Annotated in this window: 35 protein-coding genes; 32 read left to right on the forward strand and 3 right to left on the reverse strand. The window is 72.0% G+C overall.

Translation table 11 applies throughout. The annotated features are described in order from the left end of the window. The 27 genes from QC029_RS16485 to QC029_RS16615 all read left to right on the forward strand — a co-directional run bounded on the left by QC029_RS16485 (window position 1) and on the right by QC029_RS16615 (window position 20,636). Window positions 1–690, forward strand: coding sequence for a hypothetical protein (locus tag QC029_RS16485; protein ID WP_279556425.1), 690 nt, complete (start codon window positions 1–3; stop codon window positions 688–690). A gap of 36 nt (window positions 691–726) precedes the next feature. Further along, window positions 727–1,629: an HK97 family phage prohead protease gene (locus QC029_RS16490; RefSeq protein ID WP_279556426.1), complete on the forward strand. Its 903-nt coding sequence runs from the start codon at window positions 727–729 to the stop codon at window positions 1,627–1,629. An 81-nt stretch (window positions 1,630–1,710) separates the two neighbouring features. After that, window positions 1,711–2,952 carry a phage major capsid protein gene (locus QC029_RS16495; protein ID WP_279556427.1) on the forward strand — a complete coding sequence of 414 codons (1,242 nt, stop codon included), beginning with the start codon at window positions 1,711–1,713 and terminating at the stop codon, window positions 2,950–2,952. A gap of 76 nt (window positions 2,953–3,028) precedes the next feature. After that, window positions 3,029–3,463 (forward strand): hypothetical protein, encoded by a 435-nt coding sequence (locus QC029_RS16500; RefSeq protein WP_279556428.1) that lies wholly within the window; start codon window positions 3,029–3,031, stop codon window positions 3,461–3,463. Continuing rightward, entirely contained in the window at window positions 3,456–3,620 is a 165-nt protein-coding gene (locus QC029_RS16505; RefSeq protein WP_279556429.1) for a hypothetical protein, read from the forward strand. The genes QC029_RS16500 and QC029_RS16505 overlap by 8 nt, the downstream gene beginning before the upstream one ends. A gap of 12 nt (window positions 3,621–3,632) precedes the next feature. Then, window positions 3,633–4,190, forward strand: coding sequence for a hypothetical protein (locus QC029_RS16510; protein WP_279556430.1), 558 nt, complete (start codon window positions 3,633–3,635; stop codon window positions 4,188–4,190). A gap of 2 nt (window positions 4,191–4,192) precedes the next feature. Next, complete coding sequence (locus tag QC029_RS16515; RefSeq protein ID WP_279556431.1) at window positions 4,193–4,519, forward strand: hypothetical protein; 327 nt, start codon at window positions 4,193–4,195, stop codon at window positions 4,517–4,519. Next, window positions 4,519–4,929 (forward strand): hypothetical protein, encoded by a 411-nt coding sequence (locus tag QC029_RS16520; RefSeq protein ID WP_279556432.1) that lies wholly within the window; start codon window positions 4,519–4,521, stop codon window positions 4,927–4,929. The genes QC029_RS16515 and QC029_RS16520 overlap by 1 nt, the downstream gene beginning before the upstream one ends. Before the next feature lie 78 nt (window positions 4,930–5,007). Then, window positions 5,008–5,652, forward strand: coding sequence for a phage tail protein (locus QC029_RS16525; protein ID WP_279556433.1), 645 nt, complete (start codon window positions 5,008–5,010; stop codon window positions 5,650–5,652). 2 nt (window positions 5,653–5,654) lie between these two features. Continuing rightward, a complete protein-coding gene (locus QC029_RS16530) occupies window positions 5,655–5,840 on the forward strand; it encodes a hypothetical protein (protein ID WP_279556434.1) in 186 nt (61 codons plus the stop codon). A gap of 88 nt (window positions 5,841–5,928) precedes the next feature. Continuing rightward, window positions 5,929–6,282 carry a hypothetical protein gene (locus tag QC029_RS16535; RefSeq protein ID WP_279556435.1) on the forward strand — a complete coding sequence of 118 codons (354 nt, stop codon included), beginning with the start codon at window positions 5,929–5,931 and terminating at the stop codon, window positions 6,280–6,282. Window positions 6,283–6,299: 17 nt separating this feature from the next. Further along, window positions 6,300–6,599: a hypothetical protein gene (locus QC029_RS16540; protein WP_279556436.1), complete on the forward strand. Its 300-nt coding sequence runs from the start codon at window positions 6,300–6,302 to the stop codon at window positions 6,597–6,599. Continuing rightward, a complete protein-coding gene (locus tag QC029_RS16545; RefSeq protein WP_279556437.1) occupies window positions 6,551–7,111 on the forward strand; it encodes a hypothetical protein in 561 nt (186 codons plus the stop codon). The genes QC029_RS16540 and QC029_RS16545 overlap by 49 nt, the downstream gene beginning before the upstream one ends. 2 nt (window positions 7,112–7,113) lie before the next feature. Beyond that, the gene (locus QC029_RS16550) at window positions 7,114–7,407 is read left to right on the forward strand and encodes a hypothetical protein (protein WP_279556438.1); all 294 of its coding nucleotides are present in this window, start codon (window positions 7,114–7,116) and stop codon (window positions 7,405–7,407) included. Window positions 7,408–7,444: 37 nt separating this feature from the next. After that, entirely contained in the window at window positions 7,445–7,813 is a 369-nt protein-coding gene (locus tag QC029_RS16555) for a hypothetical protein (RefSeq protein WP_279556439.1), read from the forward strand. 70 nt (window positions 7,814–7,883) lie between these two features. Further along, window positions 7,884–12,248 (forward strand): peptidoglycan DD-metalloendopeptidase family protein, encoded by a 4,365-nt coding sequence (locus QC029_RS16560; RefSeq protein WP_279556440.1) that lies wholly within the window; start codon window positions 7,884–7,886, stop codon window positions 12,246–12,248. A gap of 3 nt (window positions 12,249–12,251) precedes the next feature. Further along, entirely contained in the window at window positions 12,252–14,501 is a 2,250-nt protein-coding gene (locus tag QC029_RS16565) for a hypothetical protein (protein ID WP_279556441.1), read from the forward strand. A 4-nt stretch (window positions 14,502–14,505) separates the two neighbouring features. Next, window positions 14,506–15,609, forward strand: coding sequence for a DUF5047 domain-containing protein (locus QC029_RS16570; RefSeq protein WP_279556442.1), 1,104 nt, complete (start codon window positions 14,506–14,508; stop codon window positions 15,607–15,609). Next, window positions 15,610–16,215, forward strand: coding sequence for a hypothetical protein (locus QC029_RS16575; RefSeq protein ID WP_279556443.1), 606 nt, complete (start codon window positions 15,610–15,612; stop codon window positions 16,213–16,215). It abuts the gene before it with no gap. 49 nt (window positions 16,216–16,264) lie between these two features. Further along, complete coding sequence (locus QC029_RS16580) at window positions 16,265–16,885, forward strand: hypothetical protein (protein WP_279556444.1); 621 nt, start codon at window positions 16,265–16,267, stop codon at window positions 16,883–16,885. A 54-nt stretch (window positions 16,886–16,939) separates the two neighbouring features. Then, window positions 16,940–17,194, forward strand: a complete 255-nt coding sequence (locus QC029_RS16585; RefSeq protein WP_279556445.1) for a hypothetical protein — start codon at window positions 16,940–16,942, stop codon at window positions 17,192–17,194. Between the two features lie 10 nt (window positions 17,195–17,204). After that, window positions 17,205–17,672 carry a hypothetical protein gene (locus QC029_RS16590; RefSeq protein ID WP_279556446.1) on the forward strand — a complete coding sequence of 156 codons (468 nt, stop codon included), beginning with the start codon at window positions 17,205–17,207 and terminating at the stop codon, window positions 17,670–17,672. A gap of 3 nt (window positions 17,673–17,675) precedes the next feature. Beyond that, window positions 17,676–18,743: an N-acetylmuramoyl-L-alanine amidase gene (locus QC029_RS16595; protein WP_279556447.1), complete on the forward strand. Its 1,068-nt coding sequence runs from the start codon at window positions 17,676–17,678 to the stop codon at window positions 18,741–18,743. A 2-nt stretch (window positions 18,744–18,745) separates the two neighbouring features. Continuing rightward, entirely contained in the window at window positions 18,746–19,135 is a 390-nt protein-coding gene (locus QC029_RS16600) for a hypothetical protein (protein ID WP_279556448.1), read from the forward strand. Between the two features lie 46 nt (window positions 19,136–19,181). After that, window positions 19,182–19,514 carry a hypothetical protein gene (locus QC029_RS16605; protein WP_279556449.1) on the forward strand — a complete coding sequence of 111 codons (333 nt, stop codon included), beginning with the start codon at window positions 19,182–19,184 and terminating at the stop codon, window positions 19,512–19,514. After that, window positions 19,511–20,278 carry a collagen-like protein gene (locus QC029_RS16610; protein ID WP_279556450.1) on the forward strand — a complete coding sequence of 256 codons (768 nt, stop codon included), beginning with the start codon at window positions 19,511–19,513 and terminating at the stop codon, window positions 20,276–20,278. Before QC029_RS16605 ends, QC029_RS16610 begins: the two co-directional genes overlap by 4 nt. Before the next feature lie 28 nt (window positions 20,279–20,306). Then, a complete protein-coding gene (locus QC029_RS16615) occupies window positions 20,307–20,636 on the forward strand; it encodes a hypothetical protein (protein ID WP_279556451.1) in 330 nt (109 codons plus the stop codon). A 232-nt stretch (window positions 20,637–20,868) separates the two neighbouring features. Here the strand turns inward: QC029_RS16615 and QC029_RS16620 are convergent, their stop codons facing one another. From QC029_RS16620 to QC029_RS16630, 3 genes are all read right to left on the reverse strand, one after another. After that, window positions 20,869–21,507 (reverse strand): hypothetical protein, encoded by a 639-nt coding sequence (locus QC029_RS16620; RefSeq protein ID WP_279556452.1) that lies wholly within the window; start codon window positions 21,505–21,507, stop codon window positions 20,869–20,871. A 116-nt stretch (window positions 21,508–21,623) separates the two neighbouring features. Continuing rightward, entirely contained in the window at window positions 21,624–22,007 is a 384-nt protein-coding gene (locus QC029_RS16625; protein WP_279556453.1) for a hypothetical protein, read from the reverse strand. A gap of 17 nt (window positions 22,008–22,024) precedes the next feature. Continuing rightward, window positions 22,025–23,071, reverse strand: coding sequence for a tol-pal system YbgF family protein (locus tag QC029_RS16630; protein WP_279556454.1), 1,047 nt, complete (start codon window positions 23,069–23,071; stop codon window positions 22,025–22,027). Window positions 23,072–23,586: 515 nt separating this feature from the next. On the opposite strand from QC029_RS16630, the gene QC029_RS16635 reads away from it, so the two are divergent. The 5 genes from QC029_RS16635 to QC029_RS16655 all read left to right on the forward strand — a co-directional run bounded on the left by QC029_RS16635 (window position 23,587) and on the right by QC029_RS16655 (window position 26,031). Further along, entirely contained in the window at window positions 23,587–24,240 is a 654-nt protein-coding gene (locus tag QC029_RS16635) for a DUF6415 family natural product biosynthesis protein (protein ID WP_279556455.1), read from the forward strand. Continuing rightward, window positions 24,237–24,380 (forward strand): hypothetical protein, encoded by a 144-nt coding sequence (locus QC029_RS16640; protein ID WP_279556456.1) that lies wholly within the window; start codon window positions 24,237–24,239, stop codon window positions 24,378–24,380. The genes QC029_RS16635 and QC029_RS16640 overlap by 4 nt, the downstream gene beginning before the upstream one ends. 318 nt (window positions 24,381–24,698) lie before the next feature. After that, the gene (locus QC029_RS16645; RefSeq protein ID WP_279556457.1) at window positions 24,699–24,905 is read left to right on the forward strand and encodes a hypothetical protein; all 207 of its coding nucleotides are present in this window, start codon (window positions 24,699–24,701) and stop codon (window positions 24,903–24,905) included. A gap of 373 nt (window positions 24,906–25,278) precedes the next feature. Beyond that, window positions 25,279–25,788: a hypothetical protein gene (locus tag QC029_RS16650; RefSeq protein ID WP_279556458.1), complete on the forward strand. Its 510-nt coding sequence runs from the start codon at window positions 25,279–25,281 to the stop codon at window positions 25,786–25,788. A 9-nt stretch (window positions 25,789–25,797) separates the two neighbouring features. Further along, window positions 25,798–26,031, forward strand: coding sequence for a hypothetical protein (locus QC029_RS16655; protein ID WP_279556459.1), 234 nt, complete (start codon window positions 25,798–25,800; stop codon window positions 26,029–26,031). Window positions 26,032–26,183 lie beyond the last annotated feature (152 nt).

The raw sequence follows: 26,183 nt of genomic DNA on the forward strand, positions 1-26,183 counted from the left end.
GTGGCCCAGCCGAAGGTCCCCGACTCCCACGTGAAGGAAGCCGAGCGCCAGCTCGCGGAGTTCTTCAAGACGCAGGGCGCGGTCGTCGCCGCGAAGTGGCCCGACGACGGCAAGGCCCACGCCGGCCGCAGCAGCAAGGCCCTGTCGGACGTGTTCGACCTGGCCCGCTGGAACCGCGTCCTCGCGCCGACCATCTTCGGGATCGCGCTGGCGGTGGCCACCGCTGCGGGCCGCTCCATCCTCGCCGGCCTTGGCCTGTCCGCCGACGACTACGACGCCGAGCGCACCCACGAGTGGCTGACCGAGCACGCTGCCGGAGTGGCGGCCGGTATCAACGGCGCCACCCGTTTCGCCCTGGCCGACGCGCTGGACTCCGGCGCCTCGGCGGGGGATGTGCGGGAGATGTTCGGCCTGTTCATCGAGTACCGCGCGCCGCGGGCCGCCCGGACCGAGGTGACCGCAGCGACCGGGTTCGGCGTACGGGAGGCGGGCCAGCAGTCCGGCCAGGAGCTGACCAAGACGTGGATCACCGGCTCCAACCCGCGCAAGTCCCATGCCGCGATCAACGGCGAGACGGTCGGCTTGAAGGACACCTTCAGCAACGGCGCCAGGTGGCCGGGCGACTCCCGGCTGGACGACAAGGAACGGTCCAACTGCAACTGCTCGATGCGCGTGGACAAGGCCACGTGACCGGCGACCGGCGACGGGCCAGAGAGGTGTGACCCCATGAAGATGCAGACGCTCATCGTGCCCGCCGAGTGGAAGGCGGTGGACGAGGAGGAGGACAACGTCCTCGAGGGCTACGCGTCGACGTTCGACAACATCGACCTGCACTACGACGTCGTGGCCGCCGGCGCCTTCAAGAACACGATCCCGCGCGTGCTGAAGGGCGAGGTCCCGTACCTGGCCGACCACTACGCCAGCGTGCGGAACGTGCTGGGCACGCTGGTCGGCGCGGAGGAGGACAACAAGGGTCTGAAGATCCGGGTCAAGTTCGCCACCGACCCGGACACCCAGGCCATCCGCCAGAAGATGATCGACGGCCACATCAAGAAGATGTCCATCGGCTACGAGCCGTTGCAGTGGCGGTACGAGACCCGCGGCTCCAAGCGCGTGCGTGTGCTGGAGGAGGTCAAGCTGTGGGAGGTCAGCGCGGTCGTCTTCCCCGCGAACCCGTCCGCCGTGATCCAGCGCGTGAAGTCGGCGGTCGCCGAGACCGTCGAGACCGTCGTGCAGGGGGCCGTCGTCTGCGGCGCGGACGAGACCGAGGTCAAGGCCGCGCTCGCTGAGTGGATGAACACCGCCGCCCTGGGCGGGGTGCCGGGCCTGGAGCAGCCCGCCACCCGAGAACAGAAGGACAGCTCCACCCAGACCACCCACCTGGAGACAGGGGACGCCGGTAAGCCGGAGGGCGCCGAGCCGCAGCAGGACCCCAAGGGGCCTGACGCACTCACGCTCTTGATGCACAAGGCGGACGCCGTGCTCGCAGGCCGGGACCCGGACGCAGTGGTCGACCCCGTGCAGTACGCGGGGACCTCCGCCCGTCTGGACGCGCTCAGCACCTGGCTGGAGCGCAGCAACCGCGAAGCGGAGCTAGCCGATCAGCTCCGCGAGCTTCGCGGCCGGTAACCGACCACACGCACACGAGACGGACCCACCCACCGGGCTGGGTCCTTTTTCGTGCGCGCACACATAGGGAGGAGAGGCACCATGCCTCACCCGCTTCTGGTGCGTGCGGCCCAGTGCATCGAGCAGGCCCGCGCTCTGAACGACGAGTTCGACGACAAGACCCGCATGCCGGCGGAGGTCACCAAGAAGATCGACCTGCTGCTCGGCGAGGCGTCCAAGTGCAAGAAGCAGGTCGAGCGGGAGACCCGCATCACGGAGATGGACAACTTCCTGTCCGCTCCGGACTTCAAGCACGACATGTCCGGGACCGAGGAGAGCGGCGGGATGTCCGTCGCCGAGATCGGCGGCGTGTGGACCACCGACAAGCAGCGCAAGGACGCCCAGCAGAAGGCGTTCTTCGACTTCGTGCGCAAGGGCCACGCCGGCATGAAGCACGAGTACAAGGCCGACCTGGTGGAGGACGCCGAGGGCCAGGTCCTCGTGCCCGCGGATTTCGTGGGCACCATCCTGCGGGAGCTGCCCAGGGAGGCGACCATCCGGCCGCTGGCCACCGTCCGGCCGACCTCCAGCAACAAGATGGAGATCGGTGTCGTCAACGTCGCGGCCGCCGGCTGGGGGAAGCTCGAGACCGGCGCCGCCCTGGCGGACGGTCTGCCGGCGGACCCGGCCGACAAGGACACCATCGAGGTCCACGACCTCAACGCCTTGGTGAAGATCGGCGTCGACGAGCTGGACGACGCGAACGACGACCTGGCGGCGATCATCTCCCAGGCCCTGTCCCTGAAGATCGCCGAGCAGGAGGACGACGCGTTCGCCAACGGCTCCGGTGCCGGCCGGCCGGAGGGCATGGCGGCCGCGGCCACGGTCACCCAGGGCGTGGCCGCCGCGGCGGGCCAGACCGTCACCGGCGACGAGCTGAAGCGCGTCACCTTCGCCGTGCCCAGCCAGTTCCGCCGCAACGGGGTGTGGCTCGGGCACACCTCGGCGGAGGAGAAGATCGCGCTGCTGAAGGACGGCGACGGCCGCTACCTGCTCCAGCCGAACCTGGCCGCAGGCGAGCCGCCGACCCTGATGGGGTACCGCTGGTACACCGTCGACGGTCTGCCCGCGATCACCACCACCGCCGACGCGGGCGCCGGCACCGACAAGTCCGTGATCTTCGGAGACGTCCGCCAGGGCTACATGATCGCCGACCGGCGACGGCTGACGGTCACGCGCCTGGTGGAGCGGTACGCCGACGAGGGCAAGATCGGCCTGCTGTTCCGGCACCGCGTCGGCGGCGCCGTCATCCGCCCCAAGGCGTTCGCCTGGTACAGGCTCTGATCCCTCGCTCACCCGTCCCGGCCCTCGAGCGCACCTGCGCCCGGGGGCCGGGGCCCGGACCGGAAAGGAGAGGCAGATGACCACCAGGGTCCTGGTCCTCAAGCCCACCGTCATCAAGGTGGCGCCGCGCACCCGCGTCGATCTGGACGCGCACCACGAGTACTACCTCGACGACGACGAGCAGGCCCGCAAGCTGATCGAGGAGGGCCGCGCCGTGGAGCTCGACGCCCGCGGCCGCCGGGTTGAGACCGCCACGCGCACCGCGGCGGAGAAGCCGAAGGCCGAGACCAAGCCGGACGGGCCTGCGGGCAAGCCGGGCTCGAGCCGCCGGACGAAGGCCACCGCCGCGCCGGAGACCAAGACGGCGGCCAAGTCCGCGACCTCGAGGTCGGCCGCCAGGAGCGGCGGCAGCTCGGCCGCCAGCCCCGCGAAGGCCGGCACCACCGGCACCACCAAGGCCGCCGAGGACAGCGAGGCGGACGACGCCAAGGGCGGCAAGACCGATGGGTGAGCCGACCGTCTTCGACGAGGACACCAGCACCTACGTGCACGGCGCGGCGATCCCGGACGTACCGACCGACGCGAGCGCCACCGCGGCGGACAACGCGACCGCGATCAACGCCATCCTCGCCGCGCTGCGGTCGGCCAACATCATCGCCCAGGACTGAGGGGAGAGGGCTGTGGCTGCGTTCGCGAGCGTCAGTGACCTGCGCATCCTGCACGACGACGAGGGCCTGGACGAGACGCGGGCGCAGCTCATCCTCGATGCGGTCTCCGACCAGATCCGGGACACGCTGGGCTGGTCGGTCACCGAAGAGAACGACGTCACCGTCACCCTGGACGGGCCCGGCACCGAGGAGCTGCTGCTGCCCACGCTCCACCTGACGTCGGTGACCTCGGTGACCGAGAGCGGCCGGCTCCTGGTGCAGGGGGATGATTTCCTGCTGTACCGGCACGGGATGCTGCGGCGGGTGGTGTCCGGGTTCCCGATCGACTGGACCGACCGGCCGCAGGGGATCACCGTGCTGTTCGCCCACGGCTACCCGGCCGACGCAGTACCGCCCGTGTTCCGGGCGGTGACCCTGGACTACGCGGGCAAGATGCTGTCCAACCCCGCGCTGGTCCCCCACTCCCGGACGGTCGGGCGGGTGACCGTCTCCTACAGCGACATGCGCGCGATGGTCCCGCCCATCGACGACTCCCGGCTGGACACTTACCGGCTGCCCGAGGGCTTCTGACGATGCCGCGCCTGGGCAACCACACCGCGCTCATCGTCCGCGGCCGCGGCACCGACGCGCACGGCGACCCGCTGCCCGGCGACCCCGAGGAGATCGAGGTGACGGGCACGTCGATGCAGCCGGGCGCGAGCGCGGAGAACGACGACGCCCGCACCACCGTGGCCTCCACGTGGTTCTGGTTCGTGCCCCCGGGCACGGACGTCCGCGCCACCGATCAGGTGCGCTGGCGCAGCCACGTGTTCCAGGTCGACGGGGAACCGCAGCCGTGGGACGACGAGCGCGGCCGGCCCCACCACATCGAGGTGCAGCTGAGGGAGGTGACGGGCTGATGGCCGCCGATCTGCCTCCGTACCCCGACGTCGAGGACCTGCTGATCGCCAGGCTCGCCGACCTCGGCCCCACCGGCAGCGTCTACCCGGCGAACCTGCACGAGCTTCTGTTCGCCGGCGTCGACGGACAGGAGCACTTCATCCGCATCCGGCGCGTGGGCGGCGAGGACGACCTGCGCACCGACCGGCCGCGCGTCGACATCGAGATCGCGGCCGCCACCCGCGCCATCGCCTGGCGGGTGGCACGCGCTGTCCAACAGCGCATGATCTCCGGCCCGGCCCGCGTGCCCGGCGTCGGTGTGATGGACCGCGCCCGGACCGAGGTCGGGCTGCGCGCGGTCCTGCACGAAAACCCGGCCATCCGGTGCGTGCTGGCCACCTACCGCGCCTCACTGCGCCGCTCGGCCTGACCGACCTGCCCGCCCACGCCGCCCCGCCGTCTGCCGGGGCTCTGCCCGCATGGAGTCCCGCACGAGAGGAGTAGGGCCGTGCCCGCTTGGGAGACCCTGAAGAACCACCAGAACACCCTCATCCGCAAGTCGCTGGAGGGGTCGACGTTCATCGCGCCGATCACCTCCGACGCCATCACCTCGCTCACCGGCGCCGACAGCTCGCTCAACGCGCTGCCCGCCGGCTACAACGACCTGGGCTGGATGTCGGACGACGGCGCCCAGTTCTCGAGCGACGTGGAGACCTCCGACGTCACCTCCTGGGGCGCGGTCGAACCGACCAGGCGCGACATCGTGTCCGACGTCACCACCCTCCAGGTGTCCCTCCAGGAGACCAACAAGCACACCATCGGCCTCTACACCGGGGCGGACATGACCGCCGTCGTCCCGGACGCCACGTCCGGCGAGGTCGTCGTCGAGAAGCCGGACCGGCCGCCGCTGCGGTACTGGCGGGTGCTGACCATCGGCGTGGACCTGGCCGACGCCGGCGAAATCTACATCGCGCGTTTCCTGCCCCGCGCCTCGCTGACGGACAAGGACGACCAGGCGTTCAACAACGGCGACGACCCGCTGGGCTGGCCGGTCACCCTGACCGGCTACATGGACGACACCCTCGGCTACAGCGAACGGTTCTACTTCGGCGGCCCCGGCTGGGAAGCCCTGCTCTCCGCGATGGGCTTCTGACCGTGGCGGGCCGGGCCGTACGGCTGACGCTCACCCCCGGCGCGCCCCGCCGCCGTGAGGAGCTGTGCCCGTGCTGCCTCCTGCCGTCGCTGCTGGAGGTCGACCTGCACGTCCTCAGCGCGGCCGGAGTCCAGCGGGTGGCCACCGTCATCGCGTGCACCACCGGCGGCTGCCCGGCCTCCTCCTGACCGCCGTGGCGGCCGGCCCTTGGGCGGGCACCGGCCGCCACGGCTCACCCCCCTCGCGCCCGCCCCCCGTACAGATGGAGAGGACCCCGTGGCAGGCACCGAGTACATCTCCCCCCGTGGCATCACCCAGACGGTCGACTCGCCCGTGGTCGCCACCCGCCTGCGCGCCCGCGGCTGGCGCCCGCGCACCGAGCTGGAGAAGGCCGCCAAGCACGACAAGACCGCGGCGGCCTACCTCGAGCGGGCCAAGGCCGAGACCCGCCGGCGCGAGGAGCGGGCCAAGGAGCGGAAGGCCGCGGCCGAGGAGGAGCCGGCCACCGCCGCGCAGGAGACCGGCCAGGAGAAGAGCAGCAGCTCCTCCGGCGACGAGACCGAGAGCAGCAGCTCCTCCTCTTCGTCGTCTTCGTCGCGGCGCGGCAAGACCAGCAGCTCCAGCAAGTAGCCCAGGAGAGCCCGCCCATGGACACCCCGTCCACCCCGTCCCTCGACCTCGACGCGCTCGAGCGTGAGGGCGCGCCGGAGCCGTTCACCATCGTGCACGGCGACACCCTCTTCACCCTGGCCGATCCGCGCGAGCTGGACTGGCGGCTCATCGACCGGCTCGGCACCGGCCCGGCCGACGCCGACCTGCGGGTCCTCCTCGGCGACCAGTACGACGCCTTCGCCCAGCACCGGATGCCGGGCTGGAAGCTGGACATGCTGCTGACGCGGTGGCGGGAGCACTACGGCCTGGGGGGAGCCGACGCCTCGCCTACCTGATCCACCGGTACGGCGAGGCCATCCGCGCGGACCTGGCCGACCGCGGCTGGGACCTGGCTCGGCTGTGGCGCGACCGGCGCTTCGCCTTCCTGGCGAGCGTCATCGACCAGCTGCCCCGGCACTCCCGGTTCGTCGCGGCCCTGGCCAACGACGAGGAGCTGGCCGAGCAGACCCCGGAGACGAAGGGCTCCGTCCACCCCCCGCTGACCGAGTGGTCGCCGGAGGTGGAGCGGCTGACCGGGATCTACGACCGGATGGGTGAGCTGATCACCGCGGTGAACAACACCGTGGCCAAGCGGCCCCGCAAGCCACCGCGTCCGGCGCCCCGCCCGCAGACCGCCCGCGACCGCCTCAAGGTCAAGCGCCGCCGGTACAAGCACGAGCTGCTGAAGCGGCGGCTGCTCCAGGCCCGCGAGGAGGGCCGCCCCACCATGGCCGCCGCCCCGGCGCCGGCCGACGCCGCGCACGCGGCCGTACGGCCCCGCCGCCGCAAGCACCCCGCGAAGGAGTGAGCATGCCCCGCACGCGAGTCGACTTCCGCCTGGACTACGAGGGCATCAGCGAGGTCCTGAAGTCCCCGCAGATGCGCGACCTGATGAACGAAACCGCCGTGACCGTCGCCGCGGCCGCCCGCGCCGAGCTGCCCGACGACGCGCGGATCCAGTTCCGCCCCTACACCACCGACCGCCGCGCCGCCCGGGTTACCGCCTTCGGCGGCAGCGTCACCGACGAGGAGCGCGAGGCCGCTCTGATCCGTGCCGCCCGTGCGGTCGGGCTCGAGGTCACCGAACGATCCGAGCGCGAGTAACACCCTGTCCCTGCACACCCGAGAGTGAGGCCCGCCCATGAGTGCACCCCGCGCCGCATCCGCCAGCAAGGCTCGTCGGCCCGACGACTCCCCGTTCGACTTCAACCTGGACGCGGCCCAGCCGCCCCGGGAGCTGAAGCCGTTCGTGTTCCAGTGGAAGGACCGCCGCTGGACGATGCAGCACCTGGAGGAGCTGGACGTCTGGGGCCTGGTCGAGGCCGCGGAGGGCGGCGACGTCGCGGCGATGACCGGAGCGTTCCGTCTGGCGCTCGGTCCGAAGGACTGGGAGGAGTTCCACGCCAGCCGCTTCCCGCAGTGGCGCTTCAAGGCCCTGTTCCGCGCCTACCGGCAGCACTGCGGCATCAACATCGACGGCACCCCGGTCGATGGCCGCGAGGACATCTGAGCCCTCCGCACATTCCCCGTTCCCCGCCCACGGCACACCCGCCTGAGACCCGAGAGAGGGGAGGTGTGCCGTGGCGAACGCCGGCTACGCCGCTCTCCAGGTCATCCCCAGCGTGCGCGGCATCTCCGAGGAGCTGCGCCGCCAGGTCGTCCAGCCCGCCGAGCAGGCCGGCGACCAGGCGGGCGAGCAGGCCGGCGGGAAGTTCCGTGAGCAGTTCAAGGCCGGGCTGCTGGCGGCCGGCGCGGTGGCCGGTGCCGCGCTGGCCGCCGCCACCGTCAAGGCGGTGGAGAAGGAGCGGATGGCCGACCGGCTGTCCGCCCAGCTCGGCCTGACGGGCAAGGGAGCGCAGAAGGCCGGCAAGGTCGCCGGCGACCTGTACTCCAAGGCGGTCGTGACCTCCTTCGAGGAGGGCGCGAACACCGTCCGCGCGGTCATGTCCTCCGGGCTGGTCCCGGAGGGCGCGACCGTCAAGAGCATCGAGGCCATCAGCACGCGGGTGGCCGACCTGGCGCTGACGTTCGACCAGGACCTGACGTCCACGGCGAACGCCGCCGCGCAGATGATCAAGACCGGGTTGGCGAAGGACGGCGCTCAGGCCCTGGATATCCTCGCCCGCGGATTCCAGACCGGCGCGAATAAAGCCGACGACTTGTTGGACACCTTCAACGAGTACGGCACTCAATTCAGGAAGTTGGGGCTGGACGGAAAGACCGCCCTTGGCCTGATCAACCAGATGATCGCCAATGGTGCCCGCGATTCGGATATCGCCGCTGACGCCCTGAAGGAATTCTCTATCCGGGCCATCGACATGTCCGACTCCTCGCGTGAGGCGTACAAGGCCCTCGGGCTGAGCGCCGAGCAGATGGAGAAGCAGATCGGGCGGGGTGGCGAGTCGGCCCGCAAGGGGCTGGACCTCGTTATCGAGCGGCTGCGGTCCATGAAAGATCCGGTCGAGCAGGAGGCCGCCGCTGTCGGGCTCTTCGGAACCCAGGCAGAGGACCTTGGTAGGGCCCTGTATTCGATGGACCTGGACACGGCGGCCGATGGGCTGGGGAAAATCGGAGGTGCCGCGAAAAGGGTCGGCGACACCATACGCGGCAACACCGCGACCGAGCTGGAAATCCTCAAGCGGCAGCTGACCGACGCGCTCGGCACGGTGGTCACGGTCGTGGTGCTGCCCACCATCCGCGGCCTGATCACGGCTGTGCAGTGGGTCGGCTCCGCCATCGCGGCGACCGGCCGCTGGTTCCAGAAGTGGGGCGCGTGGCTGATCCCGCTGGGCATCCTCATCGGTGGCGTCACGCTGGTCGTCAACGCGCAGGCCATCGCTGTCGCGCTGGTGACCGGAGTCTTCCGCGCCTACCGCGCGGTGATCCTGGCCTGGTCGGCGGTGACCCGCATCGCGATCGGGGTGCAGACGCTCTGGAACGCGGTCATGACCGCGAACCCCATCGGCTTGATCATCGTGGCGATCGTCGCCCTGGTCGCGCTGATCGTCGTCGCCTACAAGCGCAGCGAGACCTTCCGCCGGATCGTTCAGGGCGCCTGGGAGGGCATCCAGACCGCGGCGAAGTGGGCGTGGGAGCGGGTCCTGAAGCCCGCGATCGACGGCCTGGTGGCCGGCTGGCGCTGGGTGGCGGACGCCGCCGTCGCGCTCTGGGCGCGGATCAAGCCGGTGCTCGGCTACATCATGACCGGGCTGAAGGTGCTCGCGGCGGTCGCCGCGGTGGTCGTGTTCGGCCCGATGGTCGTCGGCATCAAGGTGCTGTCGGTGGTCTTCCCGTGGCTGTGGAAGAGCGTCATCAAGCCGGTCATCGGGTGGATCGTGACTGGTTTCCGGTGGTGGTGGGCCGGGGTCAAGGTCTACTTCAACCTCGTGAAGATCGCCTTCCGGGCGGTCGGTGCGGTCGCCATGTGGCTGTGGAAGAGCGCGATCAAGCCCGTCGTCGGCTGGATCATCGCGGGCTTCCGCCTGTGGTGGGCTGGCGTGAAGGTCTACTTCAACTTCGTGAAGGCTGCCTTCCGGGCGGTTGGCGCGGCCGCCACGTGGCTGTGGCAGAAGGCCATCAAGCCGGTCATCAACCTGATCATCGCAGGGTTCCGCCTGTGGTGGGCTGGCGTGAAGGTCTACTTCAACTTCCTGAAGGCCGGGCTGCGGGCGGTCGGCGCCGCCTTCACCTGGCTCTACAACAAGGGCGTGAAACCGGCCCTGGACTGGATCAAGGGCCGGATCGCCTGGGTCTGGCGGAACGGGATCAAGCCCGTCTTCGACACCCTGAAGCGCGGGGTCACCGCGATCCGCGACTCCTTCAAGAAGGGCGTCGACGGGATCGGCCGCATCTGGGAGGGACTGAAGAAGAAGGCCAAGGGCCCCGTCCAGTTCGTGGTCGACACCGTTTACAACGGTGGCATCCGGAAGGTGTGGAACACCGTCGCCGGAGTCGTTGGCCTGAAGGATCTGCCGACGGTGAAGTTCGCCCGCGGCGGCCGCACCCGCGGAGGCGTGCCCGGGAAGGACTCCATCCCCGCGCTGATGATGGCGGACGAGTTCGTCATCAAGCGCGACTCCGCCCGCCGGGTGGGGTTCGGCACGCTCGACTACATCAACCGCACCGGCGAGCTGCCCGTGCAGCGGTTCGCCGACGGCGGCCCGGTCGAGTGGCTCAAGGGCGGAGCGCGGAAGGTCGGCTCGGCGATCACGGACGGGTGGGACTTCCTCACCGACCCCGGCCGGATGTGGGACAAGGCCATCGGCTTCATCAGGGGCCACATCGCGTCCATCGGCTCCACCCGGTGGGCCAAGCTGATCGCCGGCCTCCCCGCGACGCTGCTGCGCGCCATGAAGAAGAGGATCGTCGGCGCGGCGGAGGACACCTTCGGCAGCGGGGCCGGCGGACGCCGCCCGGTCAACGCGCCGTTCGGCACTCCGTTCGGGGCGCGCGGCAGCATGTGGTCGTCCGGGTACCACACCGGCCTGGACTTCCCGGCGCCCACGGGCACGCCGGTGCGGGCCATCGCCCGCGGCCTGGTGGCCTTCACCCGCAACGGCGGCCCGTACGGTCAGCACATCCTCCTCGACCACGGCCGGGGCCTCCAGTCCCTGTACGCGCACCTGTCGGCGATCCTCGTGGGCAGTGGCGTGGTGAAGGCGGGCCAGGTGATCGGCCGGGTCGGCTCCACCGGCAACTCCTCCGGCCCGCACCTGCACCTGGAGGTGCGCCGCGGCGGGCGGGCCGTCGACCCCAAGCCGTACGTGACCGGCGGGTACGCCCGCGGCGGCCGGCCGAGGCGCGGCGAGATCGCCTGGGTGGGCGAGGAGGGCCCCGAGCTGGTGCGCTTCGGCGGGCCCGCCGAGGTCTTCGACCACGACACGTCCATGCGCATGTCCGCCGGGTGGCTCGCCCGCGGCTTCGCCAAGGGCACGGCCGGGGCCCGGGCCAAGGCCAGGAAGGAGATCCCCGGGGACCTGTCGGCGTTCCTGAAGGCCCTCAAGGGCAGCGCCTCGGACATCTCCAAGGCCGCCGCCGCGCTGACCGCTGATCTGAAGGCGGCCGGCGGCGCCGGGCGCACGCTGGCCACCCAGACCGGACGGGCCTCGGCCAAGCTCCAGTCGCTGGCCACCCAGCGCGACGCGGTGGCGGCCCGGATCACGGCCGCGCGGGAGGCGGCCGCCGACCAGAAGGGCACCGCGGCCGACTACCTGGGGCTCAGCAACCTGAGCGGCGCGACCTCGGTCACCGGCCTGATACGGCAGATGACCGGACGGCAGAACACCCTGAAGGCGTTCCAGGGGCAGATCAGCACCCTGTCCAAGAGGGGCCTGAACCAGGACCTGATCAGCCAGCTCGTGCCGATGGGCCCGGACAGCGGCATGGCGAAGATGCTGGCCGGCGCGACGCAGTGGGAGATCGGCCAGCTGAACAAGCTGGCGACCACGGGCGCGAAGCTGTCGACGTCGTACGGCAACACCATGGCGGACGCCATGTTCGACGCCGGGCGGAACGCATCCAAGGGGTTCCTGTCGGGGCTGACGTCGCAGCAGAAGCAGCTCCAGGCGGCGATGAACAGCCTCGGCGACTCCCTGGTGAAGTCCATCCGGCGGAAGCTGCGGATCAAGAGCCCGTCGCGGGTGACGTGGCGCCTGGCGGAGCAGACCGGCGAGGGCGTGGAAGGCGGGCTCGACGCCATGCGCGGCCGGGTCGCCGCAGCGGCGGCCCGGGTCGCGGCCGCCGCTGTGCCCGCACCGGCGGTCGCCCCGACCCCGGTCGCCGTCGCCCTGCGCGGCGGCATCGCGCCGGGCCAGCCCGTACTGATCCAGCTCGAGGACGGGCCGCTGGTGCGTGGCTGGGTCCGCGGCATCGCGGACGAGAGCGCGGCCGCCGGGAGCCGTGAGCTGCTCGACACCCTGACCGCCGGCCGGAACACGCTGAGGTGACCTGTGGCGATCCCGGGCAACTTCCTCTCGAGCACGACCGAGAGCATCGAGCCGAACACCTCCGGGTGGCGGGCTAAGCTCAACTGCACGCTGCATCTCGGGACGGGCGGCCGCAACGGGCCCAACGTCCTGGAGGTGAAGTCGGTGGCGGCCGGCGAGACGCAGGCCGAGACCGTCACCGCCTACCCGGTGATCGGCGGGGAGACGTACTACGTCTTCGCTGACGCCGCCAGCCTGGCGGTGGGTGAGCGCATCGGCATCCTGTGGCTGAACGAGTCCGGGACGGCGATCTCCACCACGTGGTCGATGACCACCGCGTCAGCGTCCGGCAGCCTGCACCGGGTGAGCGTGGCCGGGGCCGCCCCGCCGGACGCGGCCACCGCCCGGGTCGTGCTGTCCGCCAACGAGACCGCCGCGGGTGCTCTCCACCACTGGGAGAACGTCTACTTCGGGCTGCCGATCCGCACCCAGGGCAACCTGCTGCCGTTCAACGTCGAGTCCGGCGGTGAGCTGTCGTCGAGCGGCTGGGTGGCGGAGACCAACGCGACCGTCGCCCGCACCGCGCCCATGGTGATCTGGCCGGTGAACTGGTACCTCTCCGGCGGCCACCTGATCGCAATGACGGTGACCGCGAACGGCAACGCGGCGATGCGCTGCACCCAGCGGGTCGCCGCCACCCCCGGGATGGAGTACCTGGCGTACAGCTACCTCGGGCCGCGCAGCAGCGGCATGCAGCCGTGGGTCGAGCTGCGGTTCTACGACGCCGGCGGCACGCTGCTGCTGGCCAAGCGCGCGAACCTGGCGCCGCCCGGGGTGGGCCTGTACCGGCAGCACGTCTCCGGCACCGCCCCGGCCGGTACCGAGACCTGCGAGATCGCCACCGGCCTGACCGCCGCGACGGCCGGTCAGCAGCTGTGGGTCGAGGGCGTGGTCATCGCCGTGGCGCCCAAGCTACGCGCCGGCAGCGTGGTGCCGTACGAGGACTCCACGTTCGAGGCCGGGGTCGGGTCCTGGGCGGTCGCCTCGGGCACGGGCACGCTCGCCCGCACCTCCCCGTGGCGGGCCACCACGGAGATGATGCACGGCTCCTACGCCATGCTGGTGTCGGCGGCCTCGACGGGCGCCACAGTGGTGCGCTCGGGCGCCTACCCGGTGACCCCCGGGGTGTCGTGGCGGCCGGAGTTCAGCATCAAGCACGTGGCCGGCGGCTGGACCGTCGACATCGGGGCCCGCTGGCTGGACAGCGGCGGGACGGAGATCGGCACCGACGGTCTCACCGGTGCTCTCGCCCTGCCCACCGACGGCGCCTGGTGGACGTTCTTCGACGACATGACTCCGCCGCCCGGGACCGCTTCCGCCCGGATCGACCTGCATCTGACGGCCACGGCCGCGAGCTCCACCGCGTGGGTCGACAAGGTGACCCTGCGGGAAGTCCTCCCCTCCACGGAGGTCGTGGCGGACGACGACCTGGCCCGGATCACGCTCACGCTGCGGGACCTGATCGACGGCCGGCTGATGACCCTCTGGCGGGTCGACGAGGCGGGCCTGCGCACGCTGGTACGCGGCCCGGACGGGCTGATGCAAGACGTCGCGGTCTCCTCCGACATGATGATCGTGGAGGACTACGAAGCGCCGCTCGGGCGGCCGGTCAGCTACTACGTGGAGTTCGTCAACGCCTCCACGGGCGCCTACGCGGGAGGCCGCACCACCGACACGGCCACGATCAACCCGGGCGACGGCAACCTGATCTGGCTGAAGGACCCGGGGATGCCGCACCGCAACATCCGGCTGCGGGCGCACAAGCCGCCGGACTGGGCCCGGAGCATCGAGACCGGCGAGTACCGGATCCGCGGCCGCCGCAACCCGGTCGTCCACTCCGAGGTCCGCGCGGGGCTGCGCGGCACGCTGAGCGTGTGGACCGAGGACGACGAGCAGCGCGAGGCGCTGCACTGGATCCTCGACTCCGGCAACACGCTGCTGTGGCAGGCCGCGCCCGGGCACGGCGTGGCCGACATGTACGTGGCCGTCGGCGAGGTGACCGAGGCCCGCCGCATCGCCGACGCTCGCGACACCTACCGGCTGTGGGACCTGCCGCTGACCGAGGTCGACATGCCCGCCGCGGTCGGCGTGGCCGGCACCGCCGGCCGCTCGTGGCAGGACGTCCTCTCGGAGAACACCTCGTGGCAGGAGGTCCTGGACCGGTACGCCACATGGGAGGACGTCCTCCTCGGCCGGCCCATCAGCGAGGAGTGAGGCTGTGTACCCGGCACCCTCGGCCACGTTCCTGAAGGCCCTCACCCACAGCCACGTCCTCGCCTCCCGGGTCGAGCTGCACTGGCCCAGCGGGAAGGTGGACGTGCTGCCGCACACCGGCGGCCAGGTGACCGCCGACCGCGGCCAGGCGGTGCGGCGTACCGCCCGCATCGACCTGGCGGACCCGGCCTGGCTGCCGTACACCGCGCAGGAGTTCTTGGACATCGCCGGGTGCCGGGTGCGGGTGCTGTCCGGCATCCACCATCCGGGATGGGACCGGCCGGAGCTGGTGCCGATCTTCACCGGCCGTCTGGACGGCCTGGAGGGGGACCCGGACATCGGACCGGTGACCCTCACCGCCAGCGGGCTCGAGAGCTTCCTCGTCGACGACAAGTTCACCGAGCCCTACAGCACGCGCGGCGCCACCGCGGCGGTCACCTCCATCCGCGCCCTGGTGCAAGGGGTGCTGCCGGACGCGATCGTCACCGCCACCGCCCCGGACACCGCGCTGGGCGCGCGGACCTGGGACGTGGAGACCGAGAAGTGGACGGCGGTCCAGGAGATCGCCACCGCCGTCGGCGCGGACGTTTTCGCGGACGTCGACGGGATCTTCCGCGTGGAGCCGCTGCCGGACCTGCTGACCGCGCCGGTGGCGTGGGAGGTCGCCGCCGGGGAGGGCGGGGCGCTCATCAGCGTCACCCGGGGGTGGTCCCGCGCCGGGCTGTGGAACGCGGTCCTCGCCCGCGGGGAGAACACTGAGGAAGGCACCCCGCCCGTCACCGGCTACGCCGAGGACAACGACCCCACCAGCCCCACCTACGTCGGCGGCCGGTTCGGGCGCGTCGTCAAGTTCCACTCCTCCCCGACGCTGACCAGCAGCTCGCTGGCGCAGGGCGCGGCGAACAAGCTCCTGGCGGACGGCAAGAAAGCCGCCTACACCGCCGACATCTCCAGCCTGCCGAACCCCCTGCTCGAGCCGGGCGATGTGCTGCGCGCGAAGCACGGCTCAGGCCGCCGGAGCCTGTACCAGATCCAGTCCCTGACGATCGACCTGAGCCCCGGCGGCGCCTTCGACGTGGCGCTCATCGGGGGCAAGGAGGACGCGTAGATGCCCAGCCTCGCCTCCCGGCTGGCGGACGCCATCGCCAACACGGCGCGCCGCGCCGGCCAGAGCACTCCGGCCGTGCGCGGCGCGGACTGGCAACTGGCCACCGTGACCGCCGTCAACACCACGGGCACCGTCGACTGCGGCGCGATCCGGGCCCGCCGCATGGAGAGCTACGGCAGCCCCGCCGTGGGCGACCTCATCGTCATCACCCGGTCCGGCTCCGGGAACTGGGTCGCCTGGGGAAGGCTCAGGGACTCCGCGGACACCACCACCACCGGCCTGGTCGCCGGCACCGACTTCGGCATCGTGGAGTGGTCCGGGCGGCGGGCCGGCCCTCACTGCTACATCCGCCTGGCCGTGACCCGCACCGGCGAGACCATCACCGCAGGCTCGACCGGGAACATCAACGACCTCCACCTGGCGACGATCCCCGCCGGATGGCGGCCCATCGAGTCTCTCGTGGAGACGATCGCGTGCGACGGCTTCGCCGACGGCGGCGCCCACATCGAGTCCAGCGGCATCGTCCGGCTGCGCACCTGGTCCCCCGGCGGCACGATCCAGTCGCCGCGCACGATCAGGCTCAGCGCCAGCTACCTGCTGCTCTGATCCTCCGGCGCTCCCGTCCCTTGTCCCACCCCATCCCCGAGGAGGCACTGTGCCCACCACAGACGACTACGGCCAGGGCGTCAACATCGCGGCCCTGACGGACGCGCCGAACGCCGAGACGCTGGCGAAGAACATCGTCAACGCCATCCTGCGACGGTCGGTGCTGTCCTACGCGGACGCCGCCGAGCGCGACGCCACCCTCACCGGGGCCCTCGCCCCGGTGGACGGGCAGGTGGCCTACCTGCAAGCCGAGCAGCTGCTGACCGCCCGCGTGGCCGGGGCATGGGTGGCCATCGGATCGGCAACCTCCTCCTGGACCACCGTCAACCTCGTGGACGGGTTCGCCCACGACGGCAACGCCAACGGCACCGTCCAGTACCGCAGATTGAACCTCTTCGGTGAGCAGTCCATCCAGCTCAAGGGCGCTCTGGCCGTCACCTACAGCCCGTCCATCCCCAACGCCGGCGTGTTCACCGCGGCACCGCTGCCGACCAACTCCCGGCCCACGAAGCTGCGCACGGTCACGATCCCCTGCTCGGACGTGGACTCCACCCGGATCACGTTGAAGCTGGACGCCCAGCCTGGCGGCCACCTGAAGATCTACGGCACCAACTCGTCGGACACCCGCCCGCCGTGGATCGGCTTCAACGGCGTGTTCTACAGCCTCTGACGCTGCCGCCCAGCGCTCCGCCCTGCCCGACAACACCCACCCCAGGAGATCCCCATGGCGTACGGAGAACCGAACGGTCCCCACACCCACCAGTACGAGATCTGGGTCCGGGCCACCGAGCACGCGGGCGAATACCCGGTCTCCTTCACCGTCCGGCCGGACACGGCCGACATCTCCGCGGCCGAGGCCGAGGCCGTCATGCAGAAGTTCGTCGACCTCATCGACAGCTCGCCCGACTTCACGCTGAGCAGCGCGAGCCGCACCTACCGGTACCACCAGGCCATCACCCCGACCCCGCCCGCGTCCTGAAGGAGATGCCATGCAGCAGCCGAGCATCGGCCGCATCGTCCTCTACCGCCTCAGCCAGGAGGACGCCGACCTGATCGACCGCCGACGCGACCACCCCGGCAACAAGCTGGTCGGCAACCCCGTCAGCCCAGGGGACGTCTTCCCCGCCAGCGTCGTCCGCACCTGGGACGACGACTCGGTGAACCTGCGCGTGCTCCTGGACGGCAACGACGACCTGTGGGCGCCGTCGCGCCACCAGGGCAGCGAGCCGGGCACCTGGGCCTGGCCGACCCGCACCCCGGCCGCACCGGCGCCGGACCCGAGCGATACCGAGGCCTTGGCCCGCGCGGCGTACACGGCGTACGGCGAGGCCACCGGCAGCCGCACCTGGGACGGCCGGCCCATGCCCGACTGGGCCGAGCTGGGCGAGACGATCCAGCGTGCATGGTCGGCCGCGGCCACCACCGTCCTGCGCAGGCGCCACACGGTGGGAGGCTGAGCCATGGCCACACCCATCGGCGCGTCCGCCCTGGTCGCCGCGCTGCGCCGCGAGGGCCTGCGCGTGGTGGAAGTCGGGAACTGGCGCACCCACAACCGCAACCACGTGGGCGCGTGGGGCCCGGTCCACGGCGTGGCCATCCACCACACCGTGACCTCCGGAGCAGCCCACAGCGTGGAGCTCTGCCGCCGCGGCTACAGCACCCTGCCCGGCCCGCTGTGCCACGGCGTGATCACCAAAGACGGCACGGTGCACCTGATCGGCCACGGCCGCACCAACCACGCTGGCGCCGGGGACGGCGACGTGCTGCGCGCCGTCATCAACGAGGCGCCCCTGCCGCCGGACAACGCGATGGACACCGACGGCAACCGGCACTTCTACGGCTTCGAGTGCGAGAACCTCGGCGACGGCCGCGACCCCTGGCCCGCCGCCCAGCTCGACGCGATCGAGCGCGCGTCGGCGGCGCTGTGCCGCCACCACGGCTGGACCGAGCGGTCCGTCATCGGGCACCTGGAGTGGCAGCCCGGCAAGGTCGACCCCCGCGGCTTCTCCATGCACTGGATGCGCGAGCGGATCGCCGAGCGCCTGGACCACGCGCCCGGCTGGACCCGAGGCGAGACGGCGGCCGCGCCCGCGGCCGGAGAGACGGAGGACGAGATGCCCGAGTACCTGAGCATCGGCCAGACCAAGGGGCTGGCGCTGCCGCCCGGGCGGTGGGTGCCGCTGCCGTGGGACACCGAGTGGTCCGACACCGGCGACGTCCACGCCAAGGGCAGCCAGATCGTGCTGGCCGGGCCCGCGTCGTACGCGGGGGACCTGCGGCTGCGGGTGGCCGAGCTGCCGGCCGGCGCCGAACTCCAGGCCCGCATCCAGCTGGACCGGGCCGACGGCGACCGCTCCGATCTGCCGTGGGACGAGGCGCCCGCGACGGGCGGCACGACCACGCTGGTGATGCCGGTCACCGGCCGCATCGGGAAGGGCACCAAGCTGCGGCTCATGGCGTGCCAGTACGGCACCGAGCCAGTCCAGCTCGAGCGCGCCGAGCTGAAGCTCCAGGTCTGGAAGGGCTGATCATGCAGAGCAACCTGTTCGTCTCGGTGATGCGATCGCTGACGCCGATCCTCGCCGGGTTCCTGCTCACCCTCGCCGCCCGGGCCGGCCTCGAGATCGACGGTGAGATGGCGACGCTGGCCGTCGGCGCGGGCCTGATGCTCGCCTACTACCTCCTCTTCCGGCTGCTGGAGGCGGTGGCGGACCGGATCGGCTGGGAGCCGCTGCGGATGGCGGCCGGGGTCTTCCTCGGGTGGGCCCGGCCACCGAAGTACGTGGAGGACACCATCGGCACGGTGCTGCTCCGCTTCAAGGTCGACGAGGAACATCTGACCAGCCAGTTGCAGCAGCTTCCCGTGGCCGCTGAGCGGCCAGCCGCACCGGGCAGAGCGGCGCCCGACGACCGTACGTGAACCGGCCGACCCCTGACGGGATCGGCCTCAGCCGTGGGGGTGCCCTATGGACGCTGCGACGCTCGGCGCGGTCGGAACCATCGTCGTCGGGCTCGCAGCGGCCGGCGCGGCGCTCATCGGACAGCGGGGCGCGAACCTCTCCGCCCGGTCCGGGGCGATCCTCACCGGCTACGACACGCTGGTGAACAACCTCCAAGAGGAGAGAGACAGGCTCCAGTCGAAGCTGACGGAGAACGAGCGGCTGCTCGCCGCCGCGTACGCCGAACTCTCCCTGGAGCGCGCGAACAAGGCTGAGCTACAGGCTCAGATAGCCGGACTCAACAACGAGATCACGACTCTGCGGCAGCGCATCGCCGAACTCGGAGGGCAGCCGATGTGACCCGTACCCAGGCTGCCCTGGCGCAGCGGTGGCGGACTCTGGCCGCGGCCTCCGTACTGCTGGTGCTGTCCGGCGCCGTACTGCTGGTCTGGCTACGCATCGACGCCGAGGAACAGCGCGCCGCCCAGCTCGCGGCTGAGGCCACGCTGCGCGGCGAGGCGGTGCGGACGCTGGCGGCGGACGTGCGGACGCTGCGCGCCCAGGTGACCGGGCAGGGCGGCACACCGGTCGTCCCGGACCCGGCCGAGGCCGTGGAGGACCTGCCCGAGCGGGCAGCCATCCCGGTGACCGGCCCGCCCGGGCCGCGCGGCGAGCGGGGACCGTCCGGCCCGCCCGGGCCGCCGGGCCCCACCGGTCCGCCCGGGGAGGACGGCGGAGACGGTACGCCGGGCCACCCCGGGCCCACCGGTGCGCCAGGCCGGGACGGTGAAGACGGGACACCGGGCCAGGACGGCAAGGACGGTGCGCCGGGAGCCGCCGGCCCGCCCGGGCCACGCGGCGAACAGGGGCCCTCCGGGCCGCCCGGGCCGCGCGGTGAGCAGGGACCGCCCGGGCCACGCGGTGAGCAGGGACCGCCGCCGAGCGTCTGGACGTTCACCCACAACGGCACCACCTACCGGTGCACCCCGGATGCCGAGGGCTCCACGCACTACACCTGCGCTCCGCAGCAGTCCCCCACCCCCAGCCCTGAGCCGCAGCCCAGCAGCACGCCGGGCCTGGCCGCGCTGGACCCCACACGCCGGCAGTACCCCTGGCCGACCTGAGAAGCCGGCCCCAGGAAGGAAAAGGACGATGCCCCAGCGTCTACGCGCAGAACACGGCGAGGCGGCGCCTCCCGACGCGGACCTGGAGACCCTGATCCAGGTCGGCCATGCGAAGCGTCCGGAAGAGCCGGCCTCGCGGGAGCCTGCCCGGCCGCCGCGCGGAGCCGCACAGCGAGGCACCCACGAGAAGATGCTGCTGGACGCCTTGGCCGAGGCCGAGGTGCCGGTGGCGGCGCGCGAGGAGGCGGCGGTGGCCGCGCTCGCCGAGCTGGACACCGCGACGGTGGGCGCGGTCGTGCAGTGGATCCGCCGGGGCAAGCCCGCGCCCGGGGGGTCGGAGTCCGGGCCGAAGAAGTAGATGTGACGGAGGTCGTGACGAGCGACCATCAGCGGAGTAGCCTCTTCGGCATTCACCAACCCCCAGTTGTTGAATGCCACCCTCCACGTCGTGCAGCGGCCCCCGCCCTCTTCCCGGGGCGGGGGCCGCTTCGTCGTACCCGCTGACGGGCCCCCTCGGGGCCGCCTCCCAACGAGAGCCCCCCTGCCCGTGAACCGGGCAGGGGGGCGTCTTCGTGTTCGGACGGGGCCCGTCAGCGGATCGGGCCGGTCCACTCCGGGTCCTGGGCGAAGAGGTCGACGTCCTCGCTCATCCGCGTCACGGTCACCAGCACCTGCGACCCGTACTCCTTGGCCAGGGCCCAGTCGGAGTTCTTGGTGTCCTTCACCCCCGGCGCCAGGCGGCCGGTCATCTCCTTCGAGCCCTTGGACACGTACGCGATCTCGGCGTCTCCGCCGTTGGTCGCGCCGGTCACCAGCACGCCGATGGTGTCCAGGTCGACGGGCTTCTTGGAGTCGTTGTCGACGGTGACGTTGACGCGGAACAGCCTCTCGTCGGCGTCGGGCCGGTCGTCGTACTCGTCGAAGTCGGTGACCGTCTTGGCGCTGTCCACGGTCACCTTCAGCCCGTCGTCGTAGGTGAAGGTCTGCCCGAACGTCAGCTCGGTGGCGGGGGCCTCCTCGCTGCCGGCGTCGTCGGCGCAGTGCTTCGTCCAGTCGTCCTGACTGAGGTTGGTGTCCGCGCAGTCGACGGCTTCCTCCTGGCCGTCCTGCTGCTTCTGGCTCTTGGCCGCGGGTGCCTTGGCGCCGTCGGAGCTGTCGGAGCCGCAGGCGGTGAGCGTGAGCGCGCAGACGGCGGCGAGCGCGGCGATCGTGGTGGCAGTGGTGCGCATGGTCCCCCCACAGGACGCAGTGTGTTCGATTGCTGGCTGACCGTACCAGCGGGGGGACAGGCCGTACGGCCGATGTGCGGGCCACGTGACCGAACGGTGACGTGGCCCGAGTCGCTCTACTCGTGCAGGTGCAGGGCGCGACGGATGACGGAGACCCCGTAGAGGATGCCGTCGCCCACGGCCGGAGGCGGTACCTCCTCCGGGGCGTCTCCCTCCTGGTAGCGGGCGTCCTCCTCGGCGGTGTGCAGGAGATCCGGCAGCTCCTCGGCGAACAGCCGGCCGGCCGTCTCCGCGTCCGCCTCGGTGCGCAGCAGGCCGGAGACGTCGCCGGTGGCGCGGATGCGGGCCAACTGCCACAGGTTCTCGACCTGGCCGGCGGCCTGCCGGGCGCCGGTGACGAACCCCTCGCCGCCCTGGTGGTGCTCGAGCTCGGCCTTGAGGTTGTCCAGGGCGGCGAGGACGGCTGCGGCCGGGCCGGTGGGAGAGTGCTGATCGGTCATGGCCGCACGGTAGCCGGTCAGCGGTGGGTGAGCTGCCAGGACCGGGCGCGCTCGTCGAGGTCGGCGGCCGCGCGCACTCCGCGGCCGGCGAACATGCGTAGCTGCTTGCGGACTCCGGTGACGGCCTTGGTGGCGCGCTGGGACCGTACGCCCTGGAGGACGTCCAGGGCCTCGCTCCAGGTGGCGCAGGCCCGCTCGACGTGACCCTGACGGAGCTGGACGCGGCCGAGGTCGAACTTCACCAGGCCGGCCACCCTGGCGTGCTCGGTGCTGCGGCCGTAGGTGCGGGCGGCGCGGGCGTAGTACCGCTCGGCCGAGCTGTAGTCCCGCAGCGTGATGTGGATGCGGGCGGTGTGGGAGGCGATCGTCGCCTGGGACGGGCCCCACAGCGCGGACCAGTGCGGCACCCGCTCGGCGTCGTCGGCTCTCATCGCCAGTTCGGCTGCGCGGTCGGCCTCGGTGACCGCCTCGGTGGCGCGGCCGTCGGCGGCCAGGGTCCGGGCCCGGCAGATCATCATGAGGGCTTCGGTCGCCGGGTCCACGTGGCCGCGGGCCCGGGCCAGGGCGGCGTCGGCCAGGTCGACGCAGTGGTCGGGGTGGCCGGTGTCCAGGCCGTGATGGGCCATGCCCCGCAGGATGAACGCCTGGTGCGGCTCGGACTCGGCGGCGCGGGTGAGCTGGTAGCACTGGAGGTAGTACCGCTGGCACAGGCCGTGCTCCCCGGCGTCGAACGCCTTCCAGGCCAGCAGGTAGGCCAGGGAGGCGGCGGCGAGCAGCATCGCCTGGCGGTCGCGCGGGGTGCGGAAGCTCCCGCTGCACAGGTCGGCGACGTCGGAGCGGAGGTACTGGGCGACGGCGGAGCGTCCGTGCTGGCCGCCGTGGCGCTCGTCGAGCTGGACGAACATCGCGGTCATGTCCTGCACCGCGGCGACTTCCGCGGCGCCGGCGACGCCGCGGTGGCGGGCGGTGGCTACGCGCCCGGCCAGGTCCTGGACGGCGCCCAGGGGGAGGGCGGCGGCGGCGACGGAGTAGGCGGCGGATGTGACGAGAGAACGTCTTTCCATGTCGGCACTCCCGAGACGGGCTAGGATGTCCACAGGATCAGGCCCTAGCGCGCACCCGAACTGCGCTGCTGGGGCCTGCTCTTCGTTGTGGGTGGTGAAGCCGAGGTCGGCTGGGGTCACATGCCGCCTGAGGCGGCGTGAGATGGCCTCAGCAATGTAGCCCGCGGTCGCCCCCTCCGGGGGGGTGCCTTTGACCCAGGCGGCCACCGCTCCGCGGCTCGTCCGTCTCGGATCCCCCGACTCCGCGGAGACCGTCCGCACCAGCCGAGCGAGCCCGTCGTAGCTCAGCTGTGCCTCGCGAAGTGCGTCGACAAGGGCCTCGTTGCGCGTACGCGTACTCATCGTGATCTGGCTTTCCCTCCCGAACAGGGGCGATGAACGCCGATGAACGCATCGGCACCTCGCTACCAGTAGTCCGCCCACCCTACTCCCGGTTGTACTCGGTGCACGCACAGCAAGCACTGGAGGACATGGTGACCGTGACGACTGAACAGGGCGGACCCGTCGATGCTGCTGTGGCAGCGTGCAGACCGACCCCCGTGGACTACCTGCGGCTGGAGGCCACGGTCCACCAGGCCGACCAGCTCTACCGGCGCGAGATCGACCCCGCCACCGTGCAGCAGGTCATCGAGGAGCTGAAGGGCTACCTCAAGGAGCTGCTGCCGATGTGCGAGGCGTACGTCCGGACCGTGCGCACCGAGCTGGAGGAGCAGCGGCTCCGGTCGTCGATCTCGTACGGGCGGGACCTGCTGAAGGAGGTCTCGCACGACCCCAGCGCGATGGCGTCCCTGGTCTACATGCGGATGCTGGGCACCTCGGTGGCCAACCTCGCCCGGTACACCCGCCGGATGCTGCCGGTGGACCCGCGCGACGTCGGCGCGACCGCCAGCGCCGTACAGGACCGCGCGAACCCGCCGCAGGGCGACGACCTCGAGGCCGCCATCAAGAAGCTCACCGGCCACGTGGAGCAGATGGTCCCCGTCCTCGAGACGCGGCTGTGGCTGCTGGACTCCGAGGACCAGGACCGCAGGCTCGCCACGGCCGCTCTCGGCATCGCCCGCGAGGCGCTGACCCCGCGTCCCAAGGTCTCCGCACTCGACCACGCCCGCACCCTGGCGCGGTCGGCGAGCGCCCTGGTGTGGCACCTCCAGACGGTGAGCTACCGGTGACCCCCGCCCCGCAGGACTCGACGGAGCTGGAGGCCATGCGCCGCAGGTACTTCGGCCCCCGGGTCTTCATAGGGGAAACCGACCGGCCGCCGCACCAGGCCCCGGGCGCCCCCACCGCCCGCGAGGAGCAGCAGCGGTGAGGCAGCTGCTGACGTGCGTGTGCATCCTCCTCGTCGTCGCTGGGCTGCTCGTGCCGGCCTTCATCGCCGCCAGCCCCTGAGCGGCATCCGATCTCCCGGTCCTGGGCGCCAGGACGTTCAGGACCGGGCGGCCGGTCGGCGTGCTCCGGGATCCGTCCCCGGAGACGACACCACGCCGGCGGCCAGGGGCCGCGTCGTCTGCATCCCCCAGGCGCGGCCCCACCCCCCTCACACCTCGGTCCCGACGGTCGGTGCGGCGGCCTCCGCCGGGGCCGGCCGGGGCCGGGGCGCACCACCAGAAAGGACGCGCACCACCCCATGCCGATCAGGGCCCAGGTCATCACCGTCACCGGCCAGGAAGTCCGCACAGGCGACGTGATCGCCGTCGGCGGCAACGACCACACGGTCCGCAACATCCGGCGCCTCCAGAACCGCCGTGTGGCTCTGGAGTTCGAGGACGGCAACCGCTACGTCCTCGGCGAGGACCGGCCCATCGAGGTCCGGCGCAGCTACCGCCGCACCTGAATCCCCCCTCCCAGGCGACCGCAGGGCCAGGGTCGCACCCCCACCGCCCCACACCAGGGCACCGATCACGGAAGAGGTCTCATGCCGAGAGTCGACACCGACGAGCCGCCCGAGCAGGACTGCTCCTGACCCCAAGCCCCGCCGCAGCCCGGCGCGCGCTGCTGACCGCGCACCGGGAGCCCTGCGGCGGCCGCGGGGGTGAGGCCCACTCCTCGCCGGGCCGCCTGGGAAGACACCCCCGCCGGGGCCGCGCCGCGCAACCCGTACGCGAGCGCGGCCCCGAACCCCGCTCTCCGCCCGGCCCGCGCTTCCACTTCTCCCTGCGCGGGCCGGGCGGCCCACCCCATCCACTCACGAGCCACTTGGAGGGCCCATGAGCGCAACCGCAGTCGAAGCCCCGCCCAGCTCCCCGCGGGACCTGCTCACCGAGGACGAGTTCGCCCGTGTCCGCCGTACCGTCCTGGACGGCAACGAGGGCATGGACGAGGAGATGGCCGGCCGGATCGTCACCGAGGCGCTGGCCTTCGTCGCCGCCTGCGCCAACACCCCGGGCGTCGGCCTGGCGCCGTCCCGCGTGGTCGACGAGGGCTGGCATGCTCTGATCGTGCACACCGCCCTGTACGCGGAGCTGTGCGACCGGCTCGGCGGAGGCTTCATCCACCACTTCCCCGGCTGGGACCCCACCCACTACGACCCCAAGGTCCTGGACCGGACCCGCGAGCGGATCCGCGCGTGCGGCTACGTGCCGGACCCGGAGCTGTGGGGCCACCCCACGGAGGCCGTCCTCGTCCAGGTGGCCGCGAACTGCCAGCACGCGCCGAGCTGCTCGATCCGCCCGATGCCGAAGCCCGAGTGGCCTGCCGGCCCGGTGCCCGCGTCCTAGGCTGGCGCCATGACCCGAGACGAAGCCCGTCATGTCGAGCAGCTGCTGACCTTGTGCGCCCAGCCCGGTGTCGCCGCTCCCGTCGACCCGGACGACGAGGCCGGCCAGTGGCAGATCTACGACCGGGGCGGCCCCGGCCGCCGGGACATCACCGCCGCGGCGCTCCGCGCGATCCGCCCCAAGCCCGGGAGCCACGCCGTCAGGTCAGCCGGGCGCGGCTTCATCGTCCCCCAGGCCGGGTAACCGCACCGGCCCGCCTCCTCCCGCCCGTCCGCGTCCCCCGTCGCGGGCGGGCGGGTTCTTTCGTGCCCGGGCCCGCCGGCGGGTGACGAGCTGGGTGACCTGCTCCGATCACTCACAGGAGTGTATGTGTCTATGGGAACTCGAATTGCTTC

The sequence above is a fragment of the Streptomyces sp. DH37 genome (assembly GCF_029813835.1).
In the GTDB taxonomy this organism is placed as follows: Bacteria; Actinomycetota; Actinomycetes; order Streptomycetales; family Streptomycetaceae; genus Streptomyces.

Coding starts and splice junctions, on each gene's coding strand:
- QC029_RS16555 (WP_279556439.1), top strand. CDS start 7,445: ATGAGTGCACCCCGCGCCGCATCCGCCAGCAAGGCTCGTCGGCCCGAC.
- QC029_RS16620 (WP_279556452.1), bottom strand. CDS start 21,507: ATGCGCACCACTGCCACCACGATCGCCGCGCTCGCCGCCGTCTGCGCG.
- QC029_RS16520 (WP_279556432.1), top strand. CDS start 4,519: ATGGCCGCCGATCTGCCTCCGTACCCCGACGTCGAGGACCTGCTGATC.
- QC029_RS16490 (WP_279556426.1), top strand. CDS start 727: ATGAAGATGCAGACGCTCATCGTGCCCGCCGAGTGGAAGGCGGTGGAC.
- QC029_RS16645 (WP_279556457.1), top strand. CDS start 24,699: ATGCCGATCAGGGCCCAGGTCATCACCGTCACCGGCCAGGAAGTCCGC.
- QC029_RS16600 (WP_279556448.1), top strand. CDS start 18,746: ATGCAGAGCAACCTGTTCGTCTCGGTGATGCGATCGCTGACGCCGATC.
- QC029_RS16505 (WP_279556429.1), top strand. CDS start 3,456: ATGGGTGAGCCGACCGTCTTCGACGAGGACACCAGCACCTACGTGCAC.
- QC029_RS16650 (WP_279556458.1), top strand. CDS start 25,279: ATGAGCGCAACCGCAGTCGAAGCCCCGCCCAGCTCCCCGCGGGACCTG.
- QC029_RS16540 (WP_279556436.1), top strand. CDS start 6,300: ATGGACACCCCGTCCACCCCGTCCCTCGACCTCGACGCGCTCGAGCGT.
- QC029_RS16515 (WP_279556431.1), top strand. CDS start 4,193: ATGCCGCGCCTGGGCAACCACACCGCGCTCATCGTCCGCGGCCGCGGC.
- QC029_RS16655 (WP_279556459.1), top strand. CDS start 25,798: ATGACCCGAGACGAAGCCCGTCATGTCGAGCAGCTGCTGACCTTGTGC.
- QC029_RS16590 (WP_279556446.1), top strand. CDS start 17,205: ATGCAGCAGCCGAGCATCGGCCGCATCGTCCTCTACCGCCTCAGCCAG.
- QC029_RS16595 (WP_279556447.1), top strand. CDS start 17,676: ATGGCCACACCCATCGGCGCGTCCGCCCTGGTCGCCGCGCTGCGCCGC.
- QC029_RS16625 (WP_279556453.1), bottom strand. CDS start 22,007: ATGACCGATCAGCACTCTCCCACCGGCCCGGCCGCAGCCGTCCTCGCC.
- QC029_RS16605 (WP_279556449.1), top strand. CDS start 19,182: ATGGACGCTGCGACGCTCGGCGCGGTCGGAACCATCGTCGTCGGGCTC.
- QC029_RS16585 (WP_279556445.1), top strand. CDS start 16,940: ATGGCGTACGGAGAACCGAACGGTCCCCACACCCACCAGTACGAGATC.
- QC029_RS16500 (WP_279556428.1), top strand. CDS start 3,029: ATGACCACCAGGGTCCTGGTCCTCAAGCCCACCGTCATCAAGGTGGCG.
- QC029_RS16495 (WP_279556427.1), top strand. CDS start 1,711: ATGCCTCACCCGCTTCTGGTGCGTGCGGCCCAGTGCATCGAGCAGGCC.
- QC029_RS16550 (WP_279556438.1), top strand. CDS start 7,114: ATGCCCCGCACGCGAGTCGACTTCCGCCTGGACTACGAGGGCATCAGC.
- QC029_RS16615 (WP_279556451.1), top strand. CDS start 20,307: ATGCCCCAGCGTCTACGCGCAGAACACGGCGAGGCGGCGCCTCCCGAC.
- QC029_RS16575 (WP_279556443.1), top strand. CDS start 15,610: ATGCCCAGCCTCGCCTCCCGGCTGGCGGACGCCATCGCCAACACGGCG.
- QC029_RS16630 (WP_279556454.1), bottom strand. CDS start 23,071: ATGGAAAGACGTTCTCTCGTCACATCCGCCGCCTACTCCGTCGCCGCC.